Annotated in this window: 16 protein-coding genes; 5 read left to right on the top strand and 11 right to left on the bottom strand. The window is 64.1% G+C overall.

The genetic code is table 11. From position 1 onward, the window contains the following. The gene (locus Harman_RS01880) at nucleotides 1-333 is read right to left on the bottom strand and encodes an uS10/mL48 family ribosomal protein (RefSeq protein ID WP_137682126.1); all 333 of its coding nucleotides are present in this window, start codon (nucleotides 331-333) and stop codon (nucleotides 1-3) included. 95 nt (nucleotides 334-428) lie between these two features. Here Harman_RS01880 and Harman_RS01875 point away from each other — a divergent pair, with 95 nt between their 5' ends. Continuing rightward, a complete protein-coding gene (locus Harman_RS01875) occupies nucleotides 429-860 on the top strand; it encodes a bis(5'-nucleosyl)-tetraphosphatase (RefSeq protein ID WP_200830807.1) in 432 nt (143 codons plus the stop codon). Nucleotides 861-953: 93 nt separating this feature from the next. Here Harman_RS01875 and Harman_RS01870 read toward each other — a convergent pair whose 3' ends face one another. After that, on the bottom strand, nucleotides 954-1,394 hold the full coding sequence (locus Harman_RS01870) for a DUF5684 domain-containing protein (protein WP_235007136.1): 441 nt from the start codon (nucleotides 1,392-1,394) through the stop codon (nucleotides 954-956). Between the two features lie 208 nt (nucleotides 1,395-1,602). Here Harman_RS01870 and Harman_RS01865 point away from each other — a divergent pair, with 208 nt between their 5' ends. Continuing rightward, nucleotides 1,603-2,628 carry a DUF5787 family protein gene (locus Harman_RS01865; RefSeq protein WP_137682124.1) on the top strand — a complete coding sequence of 342 codons (1,026 nt, stop codon included), beginning with the start codon at nucleotides 1,603-1,605 and terminating at the stop codon, nucleotides 2,626-2,628. Between the two features lie 23 nt (nucleotides 2,629-2,651). Here Harman_RS01865 and Harman_RS01860 read toward each other — a convergent pair whose 3' ends face one another. The 4 genes from Harman_RS01860 to Harman_RS01845 all read right to left on the bottom strand — a co-directional run bounded on the left by Harman_RS01860 (nucleotide 2,652) and on the right by Harman_RS01845 (nucleotide 5,963). Next, on the bottom strand, nucleotides 2,652-3,131 hold the full coding sequence (locus tag Harman_RS01860) for a DUF5797 family protein (protein WP_004516865.1): 480 nt from the start codon (nucleotides 3,129-3,131) through the stop codon (nucleotides 2,652-2,654). Nucleotides 3,132-3,315: 184 nt separating this feature from the next. Beyond that, nucleotides 3,316-3,780: a Mut7-C RNAse domain-containing protein gene (locus tag Harman_RS01855; RefSeq protein ID WP_137682123.1), complete on the bottom strand. Its 465-nt coding sequence runs from the start codon at nucleotides 3,778-3,780 to the stop codon at nucleotides 3,316-3,318. Beyond that, nucleotides 3,773-5,509: a DNA polymerase/3'-5' exonuclease PolX gene (gene polX / locus Harman_RS01850; protein ID WP_137682122.1), complete on the bottom strand. Its 1,737-nt coding sequence runs from the start codon at nucleotides 5,507-5,509 to the stop codon at nucleotides 3,773-3,775. Before polX ends, Harman_RS01855 begins: the two co-directional genes overlap by 8 nt. Before the next feature lies 1 nt (nucleotide 5,510). Next, nucleotides 5,511-5,963, bottom strand: coding sequence for a DUF5788 family protein (locus Harman_RS01845; RefSeq protein ID WP_137682121.1), 453 nt, complete (start codon nucleotides 5,961-5,963; stop codon nucleotides 5,511-5,513). A gap of 143 nt (nucleotides 5,964-6,106) precedes the next feature. Here Harman_RS01845 and Harman_RS01840 point away from each other — a divergent pair, with 143 nt between their 5' ends. Genes Harman_RS01840 through Harman_RS01830 form a run of 3 tightly spaced genes read left to right on the top strand, consistent with a single transcriptional unit; the run spans nucleotide 6,107 to nucleotide 8,739 of the window. Beyond that, on the top strand, nucleotides 6,107-7,051 hold the full coding sequence (locus Harman_RS01840; RefSeq protein WP_137682120.1) for a rhomboid family intramembrane serine protease: 945 nt from the start codon (nucleotides 6,107-6,109) through the stop codon (nucleotides 7,049-7,051). 2 nt (nucleotides 7,052-7,053) lie between these two features. Further along, nucleotides 7,054-7,860, top strand: coding sequence for an endonuclease V (locus Harman_RS01835; protein WP_200830806.1), 807 nt, complete (start codon nucleotides 7,054-7,056; stop codon nucleotides 7,858-7,860). Nucleotides 7,861-7,914: 54 nt separating this feature from the next. Beyond that, the gene (locus Harman_RS01830; protein ID WP_137682118.1) at nucleotides 7,915-8,739 is read left to right on the top strand and encodes an SDR family NAD(P)-dependent oxidoreductase; all 825 of its coding nucleotides are present in this window, start codon (nucleotides 7,915-7,917) and stop codon (nucleotides 8,737-8,739) included. Between the two features lie 17 nt (nucleotides 8,740-8,756). Here the strand turns inward: Harman_RS01830 and Harman_RS01825 are convergent, their stop codons facing one another. The 5 genes from Harman_RS01825 to Harman_RS01810 all read right to left on the bottom strand — a co-directional run bounded on the left by Harman_RS01825 (nucleotide 8,757) and on the right by Harman_RS01810 (nucleotide 13,914). Beyond that, a complete protein-coding gene (locus Harman_RS01825) occupies nucleotides 8,757-9,848 on the bottom strand; it encodes an ArsA family ATPase (RefSeq protein ID WP_137682117.1) in 1,092 nt (363 codons plus the stop codon). Nucleotides 9,849-9,899: 51 nt separating this feature from the next. Beyond that, entirely contained in the window at nucleotides 9,900-10,061 is a 162-nt protein-coding gene (locus Harman_RS21340; RefSeq protein ID WP_004516852.1) for a DUF7563 family protein, read from the bottom strand. Between the two features lie 75 nt (nucleotides 10,062-10,136). Then, the gene (locus Harman_RS01820) at nucleotides 10,137-12,584 is read right to left on the bottom strand and encodes an ATP-dependent DNA helicase (protein WP_137682116.1); all 2,448 of its coding nucleotides are present in this window, start codon (nucleotides 12,582-12,584) and stop codon (nucleotides 10,137-10,139) included. 125 nt (nucleotides 12,585-12,709) lie between these two features. Then, nucleotides 12,710-13,270 carry a TATA-box-binding protein gene (locus Harman_RS01815; protein WP_004516850.1) on the bottom strand — a complete coding sequence of 187 codons (561 nt, stop codon included), beginning with the start codon at nucleotides 13,268-13,270 and terminating at the stop codon, nucleotides 12,710-12,712. Nucleotides 13,271-13,473: 203 nt separating this feature from the next. Further along, on the bottom strand, nucleotides 13,474-13,914 hold the full coding sequence (locus Harman_RS01810; RefSeq protein ID WP_137682115.1) for a TRAM domain-containing protein: 441 nt from the start codon (nucleotides 13,912-13,914) through the stop codon (nucleotides 13,474-13,476). Nucleotides 13,915-13,918: the final 4 nt, after the last annotated feature.

The raw sequence follows: 13,918 nt of genomic DNA, 5'->3' as shown, positions 1-13,918 counted from the left end.
CTACGAGCCGCTGCCGACCTGCGTCCGCTGTTCGACGCCGGCCTCGACGTGGATAGCCTTCGGGAAGGTCCGCTGGGTGACGTTCCGGGCGAACTCCTCGTACCCGACGATCTCTATCGTCCGGGTGTAGACCGTGTGGTTCCAAGACTCGAAGCGGCCACCGCTCGGCCCGAGTGATTTCGATTGCGGAATGCGAAGCTCCTGTGGCTGTTTCGGGTGTGGGCCTTTCAGTTCGACTCCCTTCTGCTCGGCGCTTTCTTTGATCTCTGTGACGGTGTCGTCGAGGCGGTGTCGGTCCCCACTCGTGAAGGTCAGCGTCGTGACGAAGGGCATCTGTAGACGAACACTCTGCCGCGAGTGACAAAAGGCCATCTGTTTCCGTTGTGTCTCCGATATTCTCTTAAGTAGCGGTGTCCTAAAATCCGATAATGATAGAGGCCACGAGCGCGGGAGCCATCCTCTTTCGCGATACGCGTGGCCGGCGGGAGTACCTCCTGCTCAAGAGCCGACCCGGCGATTGGGAGTTCCCCAAGGGCGGCGTCGAGGGCGAGGAAGAGCTCCAGCAGACCGCCATACGCGAAGTGAAAGAGGAGGCCGGAATCGGTGATTTCCGGCTTTTAGACGGGTTCCGCGAAGACTACGACTACGTGTTCGAAGCGAACGGGAACACCATCCACAAGACGGTCCACCTGTTCGTCGCGAAGTCCTTCGAAGCGTCAGCCGAACTGTCCACAGAACACCGCGACCTGCAGTGGCGCGACTACGAACAGGCCATCAACACGGTCACGCAGGATGGCCCCCGCGAGATACTCGAACAGGCACACGAGTTCCTGGACGAGCGCGAAGACGACGAGGAGTAAGACAGTCGCAGCCGATAGCGGCTGCTCAGTGAAACCATGCCCGACGGGACATTGTCCCGGGGGTATTTGAGATGGAGTGGCGTCTATAGCGAGTTATACGCCAGGAGAGGTGTCGCCAACATACGTTTCGTCACCGAAACCGAGCAGTGGCCAGAACACGAATGGGAGGAGCCACATCGCCAGTCCGTATCCAGGTCCTTTTCCGAAGTTTTTCGCAATATCAATGTTGATCACAATGAACACCAGTCCGTTGATCACTGGAATGAAAAACAGAATGATCCACCACGTTTCCCTATCAGCGATATCCAGCATGTAGAGGACATTTAGTATTGGGATGAGCGATCCCCAGCCCGGTTGTCCGGCCTTTTCGAAAACTTTCCACATCCCTGCAATATATGCGATGAAGACACCGAACGCGAGCAGAACGAGGAAAATGAAGAACAGGCCTCCAAAAATTCCAGCGGCACCACCGCCTCCGCCAGATTGGAGCAATGCTGTTCCGACACTGTCAATCGAACTACTGAGTACTGACATGCACTCACTCATCTCGACCCATTTGGAATAAATTCTTTGTCTGATAATTTAACAAGAATCTCATTTGCATAACCGATTTGCTTTCGCTACCAATATCAAATTGAGTAATCCCGCTCCCAAATCGGAAATGTATGACGAGAGGATGGGACGGAGTAACTGACTCACCCGGAGAAAGCGGGTTTATTTATACCGAAACCGGAACAATACTGTGGTCAGTTCCGAGTTCGCCTTCGAGTTAGCTGTCTGCCAGTGGGCCGAGCGAGCGTGGTCACCGGCCGAAGACGCAGCGGTGCTGGTCGCCAGACAGTTCGGAACGAAACACCGCCGCTGGGACACGATTGTGCTGGAGTGTGACCCCGCCGGGCTTCGAGACCGAGCGAAGTTCGGGGTGGAGTCGTTCGATTCGGACCTCCTGCATGTCCTTCGGAACGCACCGGCCGACTGGACGTACTACCGCGACGCCCTCCCCGATCCGGGCTATCCGTGGCGGTACGTCCGGGAGTCGATTCACGAGGCGGCCGACCGGGACGCAATCGAGACGCGAAAGCGGGGCAATCGCATCGAAATCCGTCGGGTGCGTCCGTATCCGGACTGGGTCCGGCGGATAATCGCCATCGAGAACAAGCCCGATCTCACTGCCAGCGCCGCCAGAAATCTCGTCCCACAACTACAGCGGGACATCGCCCTGTCGCTGGCCGACGAGGTGTGGGTGGCGACGGAGACGACCGACGAGCGGGTAGAGCCGATCCTGCTGGCGGACCTGCCCGCGGCCGCCGGCGTGTTGACCATTGATCCCGAGCAGGCGACGGCCGAACCGGTCTGGCAACCGCGGTCGCTATCAGTGGAGGACCCCGGAACGCGGATTCTGGACCGGCCAGCCGACGACACCAGCGCGGCGCGGTTCGAGTACGTGGATACTGACTGGAAGCGAGAGCGCCGGCTCGCTATTGCGGAGCGGGCGTACGCCCGCGGCTGGCGCGCGTACGCGGACACGATGCGCCCAGATTGCCGGCATTTTCAACTCAGCGCCGACGAAACCGGCGTCTTTCCGCACTGCGCGGCGAAAGAATGTCTCCCAACGGCAGCGGAATGCCGGGGGCGGTGCCCGTCCTACGAACCGGAACCGCCGGCGTGGCGGTCGAAAGCGTGGCCGCTCGACGGCGGACCGGGCAAAGCAATACAACGGCTGTTAGCACGGCGGCGACGCCGCCAGCGACCGGGATTATCAGAGTAGCCGACCGTTATCCCGGCCCGGGGTTACTCTTCGGACAGCTCGATGTCCAGTTCGTCGCGCGGCACGGCCAGCCTGAACGTCGGCACGGTCTTCTCGACTGTCTCCACGATACCCTTATCCGCGAGACTGCGAAGCGCGGAGCGAACGTCGTCAGTGTCGCGGTCCTCACCGACCTCGCGGAGAGCGTGTAACACGGCGACGACACTCTGACTCTCCTCGTCCGGGCCGGCGATCACGTCGACGATGGCCTGCTGGAGCGGGGTGACCGTCACTGTCTGTATCCGTTCCGAATCCTCGCCGTCGATGAGCGTCGTCGCCTCCGGGGTCGCACAGATGAGGCTGTTGTCGTTGCGGTAGTAGTACTCTTTGAGTTCGGATTCGAGGTACTGGTGGACCTCGCTCCCGCTGTCCATGTCCCATCGCTCCTGTAACTCGCCGTTTTTCGTCGGCTGGAGTTCGACGATGTCGGCGAGTCGTTCGCGGGCCTCCTCCGAGAGGGTCATCGCCCATCGGTACGGCGAGCACGTATTTCGGTGTTCTGAATCCCGGTAGCGCTCGGCCGTTTTCGAATGGGCGGTCAAATCGGCATGTGCAGTCCGTTATTCGGAGCTATACAGCTGAGAACAGCCCCGAGACAGGTAATTGAGCGCGCGACATGAGCGACCGCTGTGCTTGCTTTCCCAGCGCCTACAGTTCGTCCAGCGTCGCCGCCACTGACGCCCAGTGGCTCCCCTTCCAGAAGTGCTGCCCGCAGTCGGTACAGCGCCAGACGGTCTCGTCGTCAGCACTCGGTGCGTACTCCGGCGTCGGCTCCACGGAATCGACCTGTTCGACCGGTCCGTTGCAGACGCCACAATGGGCTGGCTCCGGCGCGAGCGAGAGCTGGAAGCCGGCGTCGGCGAGTTCCCGCAACTGGCCGTCGATCTCCCGCTCGCTAAGGAGAATGCTGTCCGGCGCGCGAGCGTCGAGGTCTCTGTCCCGGGTTATCAGCAGTCGGTCCTCGCTGGCGGCCAATTCCAAGAGATTGTCGTCGGCTTCGGCGTCCCGGTCCAGTGCGTAGGCCGTGTCGTAGCCACACATCCGCAGATACGTGGCGAGCTTTCCTAACATTACATCAAGCACCAGCCGCTCCGAAACGTCGTCGTCAGCCATCGAGGAACTCACGGAGTCCCTCGGCGTCGCGGGTGTTCAGCACGTCGTCCGTCTCGGCCCACCCACGACGGGCCGTGTGGACGCCGTAGCGGAGCAGTTCGAAATTGCCCGGGCTGTGGGCGTCCGTGTTGATGACGATTGTCGCCCCGGCCTCGATGGCCTGCTTGACCGCGCCGCCGCCGAGGTCCAGCCGCGCAGGATTGGCATTGATTTCGAGCGCGGTGTCGTTGGCGGCCGCGGCTTCGGCGAGACGACCGATGTCCACGTCCAGGCCCTCACGGCGGTTGAGATACCGCCCCGTCGGATGCCCGATGACGTTCACGTCGGGGTGTTCCGCCGCGGTGACGAGGCGGTCGGTCCCGTCGCCGTCGAGTGCGGCGTGGGGAGAAGCGACGACCACGTCTAAGTCCGCCAGCAGGTCGTCGGCAACGGAGATAGTCCCGTCCGCGGCGATGTTGGCTTCGACGCCGGTGAACACGTCGATGTCGGCCTCTGCCGCGACCGACTCGATTTCGGGGATCTGCTCGCGGAGCCTCTCGTCCGAGACGCCGACGCCGCCGACCATCCCCGGCCCGGTCGCGTGGTCAGTGACGGCGAGATAGTCGTGACCGAAATCGGTTACCCCCTCAACCATCTCCGCGATGGTGTTGCCGCCGTCGGACCAGTTCGTGTGGGTATGGATGTCACCGCGGACCTCGCCCTCGGCCAGCAGGTCCGGGAGCGACCCGGCGGCGGCGGCCGCGACCTCGCCGCGGTTCTCGCGGAGTTCCGGCGGGACCCACTCCATGCCCAGCGCGTCGTACACTGCTTCCTCACTCTTACTGGCCACCAGTTCGCCGGCCCGCTGGTCGTCGTCTTCGACGCCGGTCACGTCGAAAACGCCGTACTCGTTGACCTTCAGGTCCCGCTCGATGGCCCGGTTCCTGACCGCGACGTTGTGATCCTTGCTGCCGGTGAAATACTGGAGCGCCGCGCCGAACTCCGACGGATCGACGACCCGAAGGTCAACGCGTACGTCGTCCGCGTATGCGCTGGCCTTCGTCTCGCCGGACTCGATGACGCGGTCGAGTTCGTCCCAGTCGGCGAACCGCTCAACGACGGCCTCGGCGTCGGTGCTCCCGACGAGCACGTCCACGTCGCCGATAGTGGGTCGCCAGCGGCGGATCGACCCGCCGAGTGCGCACTCCTCGACGGCGTCGCCCGCGGCCAGGTACGCCCGAATCTGGTCGCCATATGGGCGGGCCTCGCCCAGCAGCGACCGCTCGTGGGCCTCGCGGGCGAAGTCGATGTTGTCGAGGATGTTCTGCTCCGTTTTCGCGCCGAAGCCCGAGACCTCCTGTATCTCGCCGGCTTCAGCGGCCGCTTCCAGTTCATCGAGCGTGGTAATTCCCAGTGCCTCGTACAGCGAGCCGACTGATTTCGGTCCGATGCCCTCCACAGCGGTGAGCGCGTCCATCTCGACAGGAAGGTCCTCGCGCAGTTCGGTCAGTTCCTCGATTTCACCAGTCTCGAAATACTCGACGACCTTCGAGGAGATAGCATCGCCGACGCCGTCGATTTCGCCGACGCTGTCCTCGCCCTCGGCAGCCAGCCCCTCGATGGCCCCGGGGTAGTCCCTGATGTTCTCGGCCGCCCGCCGGTAGGCCCTCGGCTTGTACTCTACGCCTTTCGCGTCCAGCAGGTCGGCGAACTCTTCGAGCAGCGTCGCGATCTCGTCGTTCCGGCTCATGTTAGTAGCTCCGCCCGGCACGACCCGTGCCGGAGTCCGCGTCCTCGTGGCCCAGCGCTTTCTGGAGGAACTTCATCCAGCGCTTCCGGTCGGCCGCCTCCTGTGCCTGTGCCTCCTGTTCGATGTCCGCCGCGCCGAGCTGTTCGAGCGCGTTGAGCGCCCGGTCGATACCGATGATGGCCGTCGCGAGTTCCTCGCCGCGCTCGTAGCTCACCTCGTTGTCCTCGATGCGTTGCTTGCGCTGGAGGCGCTCGCGTCGCAGGTTCTTCTTGGCCTGCTCGACACGCTCGCGCTCACCCCGCGGAATCGTCTCCCGGCGCTTGATCTCGAAGACGAACGACTGGAGTTCGATCTCCTCATCCTGGACGGTAATCTCGTCGGGGATGTCCGCACCGACGGTCGCGCTGTCGCGTTCGATGCGCTCCAGCAACTGTTTGCGCTCGAACTCTTTCACTACGCCACTGTAGGGTCGGGGGTCCCTTACCCGCTTCGCTCACTCGCATGGCGACCGTGTCCCCGTAGACGAACTTCTCCACCTCGGAAGAGGCGTTCATATAAACACAATCCCTTTCCACGACCCTCCCCTACACCAACCCAATGTCGGAGTGCGATGCCTGTGGAAAGCAGGAGAACATGCCGTACCAGTGTGGGCACTGTGGCGGGACCTACTGTGCGGAGCACAGACTGCCCGAGGCCCACGATTGCCCCGGTTTAGACAACTGGAGTGATCCGGGCGGCGTGTTCGACAGCGGGTTCGACGAGAGCGTAAACACCGGCCAGACATCCGGGGGTGGTGGCGTCGCTGACCGGCTCGGCATCGACACCGGGCCGGGCGGGCCGCTGGCGTACTTCCGCGGGAACGTCACGTACCTGTTCCTGGCGATCATGGGCGTCGTTTTCATCCTCGAACACGTCGTGCTCCTATCGTTCGGCCGTAACACGTTCCAGACGCTGTTCGTCCTCCATCCGAACAACCCCGAGTACGTCTGGACGTGGGTCACGTCGGTGTTTTCTCACCAACCCTTCACCCTGTATCACATCTTCGGAAACGGCATCATCATCTACTTCTTCGGCCGTATCGTCGAACAGCAGGTCGGCTCGAAGAAGTTCGCTACCTTCTTCCTCGTGTCGGGCGCGCTGGCCGGTCTCGGACAGATAGCGATTCAGGCCGTTCAGGGAACGTCTGCCGGCGTTCTCGGGGCCAGCGGCGCGGCGCTAGCCATCATGGCGTTCCTGACGGTCCTGAAGCCGGACCTCCGCGTGTATCTGTACTTCCTGATTCCCGTCCCGATCTGGGCCATCACCGGCTTCTACTTCTTGCTGAGCATCGCCGGGACGTTTAACCCCACAGGGGCCGGCCTGCTCAGCGGCAACATCGCTCATCTCGCGCACCTCATCGGCCTCGTCATCGGGCTCTGGTACGGCCAGAAGATCAAGGGTCAGACCCGAATGCCCGGCCAAATACAGTTCGGTGGTGGCGGTGGCCCGGGCGGTCCCGGTGGACCGGGCGGCCCCGGCGGTCCGGGTCGCCGTCGCCCGTGACCATGGAGCCGGTTCGCCCCGAGTTCGTCCCCGACCCGTCGCTCTCGCAGTCCGAGATGGAGGCGCTACAGCGGGATATCGCCGAGGTAGCGCGGTTCGAGGACGATCTGGATTTTTCGCCCGAAACTATCGCACGCGCCGGCGATACCCCTGACGAGGACCAGACGACACTGAGTAACAGTGACGATCCGACAGACCAGCCGCTCGTCGCCGGCGTCGACCAGGCGTTCGTCGACGACAGGGCCGTCTCGGCTATCGTTGTCCTGCGGAACGGCGAGGTCATCGAGCGAGTCAGCGCCGTCGAGCGGACTGAAATCCCGTACATTCCCGGCCTGCTGTCGTTCCGCGAAGGGGGCGCGATTCTGGCCGCCTTCGCCGAACTGGACCCCGACCCCGACGTGGTGCTGGTCGACGGCAGCGGCCGAATCCACTTCCGGGAGGCCGGGCTGGCGACCCATATCGGCGTCACGCTTGACGTGCCGGCCGTCGGCGTCGCCAAGAGCCTCCTCTGTGGCACGCCGGAGCAGTCGCTCGACGAGACGTATTCGGAGGGCACGCGGATTCCGATTGCGGCCGACGACAGCGTCGAGACGTGCCCGGACGGAACAGTCATCGGCCACGCGGTCCAGACCCGGCAGTACGACTCGCCGAACCGGCATATCAATCCGCTCATCGTCAGTCCCGGCCATCGAGTCAGCGCACGTACTGCGGCGGTCCTCGTCGAAGCCACCGCTGACGGCTACAAGCTCCCCGAACCAACCCGGCTTGCCGACAGCTACGCCGACGAGGCGAAGGAATCTGTCGAATAAGCCGTCCGATAACCGACAGTATAACTTTCCGGGGTGTGTTTGCCCGGCCAACACATGGCGAAGACGGTGCTGATTACGGGGGCGTCCTCGGGTATCGGGCGGGCGAGCGCCGAGGCGTTCTTGGCCGACGACTGGACTGTCTGGGCGACCGCCCGCGAGGAATCGGACATCGAAGACCTCGCCGAGAGCGGCTGTGAAACCGCCGAGCTCGACGTGACGAACCCGCGGGAATGCGAGCGGGTCGTCGAGGCGCTCATCGACGCCGAGGGCCGGCTCGACTGCCTGGTGAACAACGCCGGCTACCCACAGTTCGGCGCGGTCGAGGACGTGTCGACAGCGGCGCTGCACGAGCAGTTCGACGTGAACCTCTATGGCCCACATCGACTCATCCGCGAGGCCCTCCCGCACATGCGGGCCCGCGAGAACGGCACTATCGTCAACGTCTCAAGCGTCGCGGGCCGCATCGCGTTCCCCAGTCAGGGGAGCTACGCCGCCTCGAAGTTCGCACTGGAGGGACTCAGCGACGCACTCCGGATGGAGGTCGAGGAGTTCGGTATCGACGTGGTACTCGTCGAACCCGGCCCGGTTGAGACCAACTTCGACGACCGCGCCGACGAGGAACTTGATAGCCTCGACAAAACCGGCGCGTACGACTGGCTGTATCAGGCCCAAGAGGACTCCAGTCTCGTCGGCATTCAGGACGCGCTGTCGGTCACACCTGGGACGGTCGCGCTGACCATCCGCGACGCCGCCAACGCCAGCAACCCCGAACCGCGGTATCCCGTCGGCCAGGGCGCGCAACTGCTACTCATGCTGGATTACCTGCCGGCGCGGTGGCGCGACGCGGCGTTCGGTGTCATCCGGAAGCTGACGAGCTGAGGGGCTCGACCGGGGGATTAATCCAGACAGGCCGCAACGACCGACAGCAGCCGCTCGCCACGCACTTCCTCGGCGAACAGCGGCACGCGGCGCACGTCGTGGCCGCGGAACATGTCCTGTGACCGGGCCAGCGCGTCCTGCTGGACCTGCCAGCGCCGGGCGCAGAACTCACAGTCGGCGTGGTTCGGGCCGGCGATGTCCACGACCTCACCGAGTACTTCGCTCGGGTCCTGCATCACGCGGTTGACGATGATAGTGCTGACGGGGATATTGAACTCGTCGAGTTGGGCGAGCAGGCGCTCTGACTCCACTACAGACAGCTCCTCGGGCACCATCACGATACGGAAGTCCGTCTTCCGTGGGTCCTGTAGAATCGACCGCAGGTGTTCGATACGGTCCGACAGTTCCTGCAGGTCCTCGATGCCGGCCTCGGCGTCGACATCCTGGTCGTCGCCGAACATCCCGGTGAGGTTGTCCATCATCCCCGAAAACCGTTCGCGGAGTTGGAGGATCTTCCCGACCATCGAATCCATCGTCTCGGGGAGTTCCAGCAGCCGGAGCGTGTGGCCGGTCGGGGCGGTGTCGATGACGACGCGGTCGAAGCGGTCGTCGTCGACGTAGTCTAGTAGGAGCCGGAGCGCCGCAGCCTCGTCGGCGCCGGGCATCGACCCGCCGAGTAGCCCCTCCTCGCCGCCGATGGGGTCCTCGGTCTGGCCTGTGCCTGCCGCACCGCCAGCGCCGCCTCCGCCGAACATTCCATCGCCACCGAGCAGTTCGCCCATGCCACCCAGAGCGTCTTCTTGCATCCCCAGCGGTCCCTCGCCGACGGCGGCTTCGGGGTCGATTTCAGCGGCGTACAGCGGGATGTCCTCGCGGATACGCGTCGGCGTCGCCGGGATGTCCGCCTCCAGCGTATCCGATAAGGAGTGGGCGGGGTCAGTCGAGACGACGAGCGTCGCCGTGCCGTCGCGGGCGGAGGCCAGCGCCGTGGCAGCCGCACACGTCGTCTTGCCGACGCCGCCTTTCCCGCCGTAGAGAACGTACTCGGCCGCGTCGATTCCCGCGGGTGCGTCGATGTCGTCAACCGCCTCAACGTCGAGTTCGCTCATAGCAGGAGCTACGACCCGCCGGCCTTGAGTACTTCCCGAAAAGGAGGCGTCCTACTGTCTCGAAGAGCGTGCTTCACGAACGTCCGCGCCGTCCCTGAGTTTGTCCTCGCAGTTCGGACAGACCCGGGGGCCATGGCCTTCGACGGCTTCTGGTGTAAAAACCCGTACGTACTGCTCGGTAACGAACTCGCCGCAGTTCTGACACTCGGGCATCTATGGATACACTCGTTCCACGATGTATATGCCTTCCGTTGCCAACCATATCTTCCGGTTAATCGACACGAGAACTCACTGGTGGGCGGCCCAGAACGACTCCAGTTGGCTTGCGAGGAAATCCGGTGTCATTCGGGTGAACTCCTCTCGTTCGCCGGTCGGAAGGTACGGATACACCGAGTGGCGCGCATCGGGGGTGTATCTGCGCCCGACCAGCGCCCGCACCCCGACCTCGTCAACGCCCCGGATGACCCGACCGACGGCCTGGCGCGCGCGCCGGACGGCCGGCACTGTCAAGGCGTATTCGAAGGCGTTCTCCTCGCCGAAGGCGTCGCCGTAGGCCCGCTGGACGCCCCGGACGCGGGGCGACCCGATGTTCACCAGGGGAATACCGACGACCGCGCAGGTCGAGAGCTTCTCGCCGTCGTAATCGACGCCCTCGGTCAGTGTCCCGCGGGTCGACGTGACCATGACCTTCCCGTCGCCGCGGAAGAACTCCCGTTTCAGCCGCTCGGTCTCCTCGTTGCTCGAAGACTCGTCGACGAGGACTGGTTTCTCGACGGCCTCCTGCAGGTACGCCCCGGCCCAGCGGGCCTCCCGGTAGTTCGGCATCGCCACCATGACGTTGCCCGGCGAGCGGGCCAGCGCGCGCAACGCCTGTGCGTACTCGTCGCGGGTCGGGTTCCAGTTGTCGCCCAACGGTCGCATCGTCTCGGGGTCGCCGCGGTTGCGCGCCGTAAAGGGCTTCGCGTCGACCAGATACGACGCCCGGTTCTCGGGCGGGAAGGGTAGGTCGTACGTCGTCGTACGGACCGGTCGTCCGTCGCCGGTCTGCTCATCGGGAGCAGTCGATCCGGTCTCGGCCATCGAATCAAGCCCCGATACTCTGGTGAACACGTCCAGCGGTTCCAGGGTCGCGCTCATCAGGATCCCGCCGCCGAGGTCGTCGAAGACGTTCCGAAGCGCCGTCGCCGGCATGCAGTTGTAACAGACCAGGCCAGGTGTGTAGACGGCCTGGTAGTCGGAATCGAGATTCTGTCCGTGGTTAGGCGAGTGTTCAAGTTCGATTTCCCGAAGGAACGTTGCGTGGTCGCGCTCCCACCACTGGCCGGCCAGCACACCGACGGCGGCACACACCGGCTGGCGGGTCAGTCCGAGTTGATCGATGGCGTCCTCGACGGCCGCCCCGACCTTCGACAGCGACCGCCAGAGCGAGCCGTCGTACCCCTTCCGCTCGGCCCATTCGGTCAGTTCGTCCTGTTCGACCGTGTCGGGGTCCCGCAGCGGAATCTCCCTATCGTGTTCCGGCAGCAGCGACGGGTCCGCGCGCCACCCTTCGTGTTCGGCGTCCAGAAATGACTCGATGCGGTCGTCGAGCCACCGAACGAGGTCGTCGTAGAACTTCCGTGCCTGGTCGACCGCATCCAGCGGTACCTCGCGGGCCGACAGCACCTCCCGGACCTGCGCCTTGTGGTCCGCGCTCTGCTGGGCGCGCTGGATGAGCGTCGTACAGTCGTTGCGCGCCTGCACGATGGTCTGGCGGCCCAGGTGGTCCGACAGGAGGTCCCGCACGCGTTCTTCGAGGCGATGGGCCTCGTCGACGATGACGAGCGTCTGGTCGTCGAGAACGTCCGACAGCAGCGGCCGGGAACCGGGGTCGAACAGGTGGTTGTAGTTCCCGACGATAACGTCGGCCTCGGAGAGCATCACGCTCATCACTCGGTGGGGACAGGTCCCGCGCTCCGTCGCCGCCGGGAGGTAGTCGTCCATCGTCACGACGTGGCCCTCCCCGGCCGAGAAATCGACGGGCGAACCCTTGTTGCGGGCGTACCAGTCCGCCTCGAACGGACAGTACAGCGGCGGGTCCGACCCCTCGGCCATCGACTCCGGCGCGGTGGGCTGGGTCTTCCGGTACGGGGATGCCGCGCCGGCTGTTTCGAGTGTATCGTCGCCAAGTGTCGACTGCTCGGCCGCGTCGGGTCGTGCGGCCGCGGCGAGGTCCTGCCCCTTCCGGGGGTCCCACCACTGGTCGTCGTCGGCCTCACCGGCGATTGCGGCGTCCGCGACGGCCGCGCCGTCCGAGCGCCCGTCGTCCTCGACTAACCGCGCCGTCGCCTCCCTGAGGTCCTCACAGCGGTCGTGTGTGCTCACGTCGTCCGGGAATTGCCCCTCGCGGCCGTACGGACAGAGGTCGCGCTTGCCGACCAGCGAGATGCCGTCGAAGGGCTCCTCGATACCGGCGTTGAGCGTCCGCAGGTCGTCGACGAACTGCTGGAGCTGCTGTTTGACGGGCGTGACGACGACCATCCGCTCGTACAGGTCAGTATCGCGGACGAGTGTCGCGCCGGCGGTGAGCGCGGCCATCGTCTTGCCAGTCCCGCAAGGCCCCTCCATCGCGAGAAAGCCGCGTGCCTTCCCCGCCTCGATAGCTCGTTCGACGGCGTCGGCCTGGTTCTCGTAGGGCTCGTCGAAGCCGAAGTACGTGCGCCAGGACTCCGTGCCCGTCGAGGCGGGGTCTGCCATTGAGGCGGGTTTGGTCGGCTTGGTATTTGAACCGCAGGGTTCCACGCTGTGGCTGTCGCTTGCATCACAAACGAACGGAAAAACGGGCTGTGACTGACGGCCGCCCAGTCACTGCCACCGCGTGGTTAGTCCAGCAGACCGAGGTCGCTCAGCCGCTCGACGATTGTGTCGACGGCTTCCTCGGCGTCTTCCTTGCGCTTCCCGCCGGTGACGACGAGCTTCCCCGAACCGAACAGCAGCGCGACCACGTCGGGCTCGTCGAGGCGGTAGACAAGTCCGGGGAACTGCTCTGGCTCGTACTCGATGTTTTCGAGGCCGAGGCCGATGGCGATGGCGTTGAGGTTGAGCGAGCTCCCGAGGTCCGCGGAGCTGACGATGTTCTGGACGACGATTTCGGGGTCGTCGTCGACCTGGATGTTCAGATCACGGAGCTTGTCGAAGACGATTCGCAGGCTCTGGTGGACATCGTCAGTTGATTTTGCGCCTGTGCAGACGATCTTGCCCGACCGGAAGATGAGCGCAGCGGACTTGGGGTCCTGTGTCCGATAGACCAGCCCCGGGAACTGCTCGGGATCGTAGTCGGCCCCTTCCAGGTCCATCGCGACGCTCTCAAGGTCGAGTTCTTGTCCGATACCGGTCGAAGCAACGACATTTTCGATGTCAATGCTCTCTTTTGGGTCGACCATATAGTGTTTTAAATACCGGATTTAAATCATATAAACGTTTGTGATGCTGTGATTACTAGTCGTTCTTCGACCTCTACCACGTCCGACAGATTCCATTCAAGTGGGGGTGTATCCGTCGAGCGGCCCGCTGTGACCGTTCGGCCCGGTGCTACGAGGCCGCGGGTCAGGCAGTTGAATGCACCGAAGAAAAGTCAGCAGTCGTGCTACGTGCCCTGGCCGTTTTCGTCGACGACGCTCGCGAACGCGACGTTCTCCTGCACGGTCTCGATCTCGACGGTCGGGGAGTCGCCCGGTTCGCCATCGGGGACGATGACGACGTAGCCTCGCTCGACCTTGGCGATACCGTCGCCCTGGTCGCCGAGCGATTCGATGGTGACGTTTCGGATTTCACCCTCGTCGACTGGCGGTTGCGGGACGCCAGTGTCGGCCCGAGCCGGGTCGGTGTCCTGTTCGGGTTCCTGTGGCTGGGGCGCGGGCGACGACTCACCGTTGACCTGCGAGAGCAGGCCGACACGGTAGGTCTCGCCCGGTGCAATCGCGCCGTGGGACACCTCGCTTTTCGGGATTTCGACGACGTACCGGTCGCCGTCTGTCTCTACTTTCGCGCTGAATAGCGTACTGAGTGCGTCTGGAACTTCGACCATAGCC

It is taken from the genome of Haloarcula mannanilytica, assembly GCF_005406125.1.
In the GTDB taxonomy this organism is placed as follows: domain Archaea; phylum Halobacteriota; class Halobacteria; order Halobacteriales; family Haloarculaceae; genus Haloarcula; species Haloarcula mannanilytica.
Note: the sequence above shows the minus strand (reverse complement) of the source record. Positions and strands in the feature narration are given on the sequence as shown.

What these genes read in the sequence shown, in the direction of transcription:
- Harman_RS01880 (WP_137682126.1), bottom strand. Translation starts at nt 333, where the DNA reads ATGCCCTTCGTCACGACGCTGACCTTCACGAGTGGGGACCGACACCGC.
- Harman_RS01875 (WP_200830807.1), top strand. Translation starts at nt 429, where the DNA reads ATGATAGAGGCCACGAGCGCGGGAGCCATCCTCTTTCGCGATACGCGT.
- Harman_RS01870 (WP_235007136.1), bottom strand. Translation starts at nt 1,394, where the DNA reads ATGTCAGTACTCAGTAGTTCGATTGACAGTGTCGGAACAGCATTGCTC.
- Harman_RS01860 (WP_004516865.1), bottom strand. Translation starts at nt 3,131, where the DNA reads ATGACCCTCTCGGAGGAGGCCCGCGAACGACTCGCCGACATCGTCGAA.
- Harman_RS01855 (WP_137682123.1), bottom strand. Translation starts at nt 3,780, where the DNA reads ATGGCTGACGACGACGTTTCGGAGCGGCTGGTGCTTGATGTAATGTTA.
- polX (WP_137682122.1), bottom strand. Translation starts at nt 5,509, where the DNA reads ATGAGCCGGAACGACGAGATCGCGACGCTGCTCGAAGAGTTCGCCGAC.
- Harman_RS01840 (WP_137682120.1), top strand. Translation starts at nt 6,107, where the DNA reads ATGTCGGAGTGCGATGCCTGTGGAAAGCAGGAGAACATGCCGTACCAG.
- Harman_RS01835 (WP_200830806.1), top strand. Translation starts at nt 7,054, where the DNA reads ATGGAGCCGGTTCGCCCCGAGTTCGTCCCCGACCCGTCGCTCTCGCAG.
- Harman_RS01830 (WP_137682118.1), top strand. Translation starts at nt 7,915, where the DNA reads ATGGCGAAGACGGTGCTGATTACGGGGGCGTCCTCGGGTATCGGGCGG.
- Harman_RS01825 (WP_137682117.1), bottom strand. Translation starts at nt 9,848, where the DNA reads ATGAGCGAACTCGACGTTGAGGCGGTTGACGACATCGACGCACCCGCG.
- Harman_RS21340 (WP_004516852.1), bottom strand. Translation starts at nt 10,061, where the DNA reads ATGCCCGAGTGTCAGAACTGCGGCGAGTTCGTTACCGAGCAGTACGTA.
- Harman_RS01820 (WP_137682116.1), bottom strand. Translation starts at nt 12,584, where the DNA reads ATGGCAGACCCCGCCTCGACGGGCACGGAGTCCTGGCGCACGTACTTC.
- Harman_RS01815 (WP_004516850.1), bottom strand. Translation starts at nt 13,270, where the DNA reads ATGGTCGACCCAAAAGAGAGCATTGACATCGAAAATGTCGTTGCTTCG.
- Harman_RS01810 (WP_137682115.1), bottom strand. Translation starts at nt 13,914, where the DNA reads ATGGTCGAAGTTCCAGACGCACTCAGTACGCTATTCAGCGCGAAAGTA.